Genomic DNA, 2,490 nt, shown 5'->3' on the forward strand with positions numbered 1-2,490 from the left:
GTAAGCGTCGTTTTGGCCCCACCTTCTTCGGGGGTTCGTGAGGGCGGAGGGTGCCGATCATCGAGGTCTGAATCGGAGATCGGCTTGTGTCTAAACTTGACCCTATGCTCGAGCCCAACGGGGCGGTTCACCGGATCGAGGTGATCTCGGGAACGGGCCGGCGGCGGCGGTTCTCGGCGGACGACAAGGCCCGGATCGTCGAGGAGACGCTGGTGCCCGGCGCCGTCGTGTCGGAGGTCGCCCGGCGGCACGGGCTGATGCCGCAGCAGGTGTTCACGTGGCGGCGGCTGGCGCGGCGACCGGTGGCAAGTGCGCCGGCGGCCGAGGCGACGCTGTTCGTGCCGGCGGTCGTCGAGACATCCTCGCCTTCGCCGGAGCCTGTGCGTCGGCCTCGGAAGCCCCGGAGAGACCGCGAGGCTGCGGATGTCGCCGGCACGATCGCGCTGGAGATCGACGGTGTGAGCGTACGGATCGGCGCCGGCGCTGAAGCCCGGACGGTGGCGGCGGTGATCCGCGCGTTGAGGGCGCGGCCGTGATCGGCCCGACGGGCGCAGTGCGGGTGATGGTGGCGACCCGGCCGGTCGACTTCCGCAAGGGCGCCGAGGGGCTTGCCGCGCTGGTGCGCGAGGAGATGCGGGCCGATCCGTTCTCCGGGACCATCTACGTGTTCCGGGCAAAACGTGCCGACCGGGTGAAGCTGATCTTCTGGGACGGGACCGGCGTTTGTCTGTTCGCGAAGCGGCTGGAGGACGGCCGCTTCCGCTGGCCGACCGTGCAGGACGGCGTGGTCCGGCTGTCGGCCGCGCAGCTCTCGGCGCTGCTCGAAGGACTCGACTGGTGCCGCGTTCATGCGGCCCGCGAGACGCCGGTGCCGGTCGAGCCGAGCTGACCGCGACAGAGTGAATCACGTCGCACGCGAGGCTCGCGAAGCACTGCGCTGCATGGTGTAATCGCACCATGCCGGCTGCTTCGGACACGCTCCCTGACGACCCTGCCACGCTGAAGGCGATGCTGGTGGCAGAGCGGGCGCGCGCCGAGCGGCTCGAGCAGATCATCAAGGAACTGCAGCGTCACCGCTTCGGCCGGCGGGCCGAGACGCTGCCGGAAGACCAGTTGCTGCTCGGCCTCGAGGACGTCGAGCAGGTGGCTGCGAGCGGCGAGGCCGAGACGGACGCCACAGCCCCGGCCGAGCGCGCGGCCCGGGCCGCCAAGCGGCGCACCAACCGCGGATCGCTCCCCTCGCATCTGCCCCGCATCGAGATGGTGATCGACATCGACGATCACGCCTGCCCGTGCTGCCGCAACGCGCTGCATCGGATCGGCGAGGACGTCAGCGAACGGCTCGACGTCGTGCCGGCCCAGTTCCGGGTCCTGGTGGTGCGGCGGCCCAAATACGCCTGCCGGGCGTGCGAGAACGCCGTCGTGCAGGCGGAGGCCCCGGCGCGCCTGATCGAAGGCGGGCTGCCGACCGAGGCGACGGTGGCGCACGTTCTCGTCGCCAAATACGCCGATCATCTGCCGCTCTACCGGCAGGCCCAGATCTATGCCCGCCAGGGCATCACCCTCGACCGCTCGACGCTCGCCGACTGGGTCGGTCGCGCCGCCTTCCTGCTGCGGCCTGTCCACGACCGGCTTCTCGCGAAGCTGAAGGCGTCGCCGAAGCTGTTCGCCGACGAGACGACGGCGCCGGTGCTCGACCCCGGCCGCGGCCGCACCAAGACCGGCCAGTTGTGGGCCTATGCGAGGGACGATCGTCCCTGGGGCGGGACCGACCCGCCCGGCGTGGCTTACGTCTACGCGCCGGACCGCAAGGCCGAGCGGCCGATCACCCATCTGGCCGGGTTCAGGGGCGTGCTGCAGGTCGACGGCTACGGCGGCTACCGCGTGCTCGCCGAGCGCAGCGCCGTGCACCTCGCCTTCTGTTGGGCCCACGTCCGCCGCCGCTTCTACGAACTCGCCGCGGCCGGCGCCGCGCCGATCGCGAGCGAAGCGCTCGATCGCATCGCCCGGCTCTATGCCGTCGAGGCCGAGATCCGCGGCTGCTCCGCCGAGGAGCGACGCGCCCTCAGGCAGGAGAAGAGCCGCCCGATCGTCGCCGACATCGAGCCCTGGCTGCGCGAGAAACTCGCGCTGATCAGTCAGAAAACCAAGCTCGCGGAGGCGATCCGCTACGCGCTCTCGCGCTGGGACGGCCTCACCCGCTTCCTCGACGACGGCCGCATCGAGATCGACTCCAACGTCGTCGAACGCTCGATCCGGCCGATCGCCCTCAGCCGCAAGAACGCGCTCTTCGCCGGCTCGGACGGAGGCGCCGAGCACTGGGCCGTCGTCGCCTCGCTGATCGAGACCTGCAAGCTGATCGGCGTCGATCCGCAGAGCTATCTCACCGACGTCATCACCCGGATCGTCGACGGCCACCCCAACAGCCGCATCGACGACCTGCTGCCCTGGGCCTACGCCCCGCCGCAAGCCCTCAAAGCCGTGGCCTGA

At 70.8% G+C, this 2,490-nt stretch carries 3 protein-coding genes; all 3 read left to right on the forward strand.

Features of this window, described 5'->3' with window-relative positions; all coding sequences use genetic code 11:
- Nucleotides 1-104: 104 nt before the first annotated feature.
- The 3 genes from tnpA to tnpC all read left to right on the forward strand — a co-directional run bounded on the left by tnpA (nucleotide 105) and on the right by tnpC (nucleotide 2,490).
- Entirely contained in the window at nucleotides 105-536 is a 432-nt protein-coding gene (gene tnpA, locus J2S22_RS30795; RefSeq protein WP_272780881.1) for an IS66-like element accessory protein TnpA, read from the forward strand.
- A complete protein-coding gene (tnpB, locus tag J2S22_RS30800; protein ID WP_111355081.1) occupies nucleotides 533-889 on the forward strand; it encodes an IS66 family insertion sequence element accessory protein TnpB in 357 nt (118 codons plus the stop codon). The genes tnpA and tnpB overlap by 4 nt, the downstream gene beginning before the upstream one ends.
- Nucleotides 890-957: 68 nt before the next feature.
- A complete protein-coding gene (tnpC, locus tag J2S22_RS30805) occupies nucleotides 958-2,490 on the forward strand; it encodes an IS66 family transposase (protein ID WP_272840735.1) in 1,533 nt (510 codons plus the stop codon).

This window comes from Rhodoplanes tepidamans (assembly GCF_030813915.1).
GTDB classification, from domain to species: Bacteria; Pseudomonadota; Alphaproteobacteria; order Rhizobiales; family Xanthobacteraceae; genus Rhodoplanes; species Rhodoplanes tepidamans.

Bases quoted from the DNA above. Each gene is read 5' to 3' on its own strand.
- tnpA (WP_272780881.1), top strand. From the start codon at position 105: ATGCTCGAGCCCAACGGGGCGGTTCACCGGATCGAGGTGATCTCGGGA.
- tnpC (WP_272840735.1), top strand. From the start codon at position 958: ATGCCGGCTGCTTCGGACACGCTCCCTGACGACCCTGCCACGCTGAAG.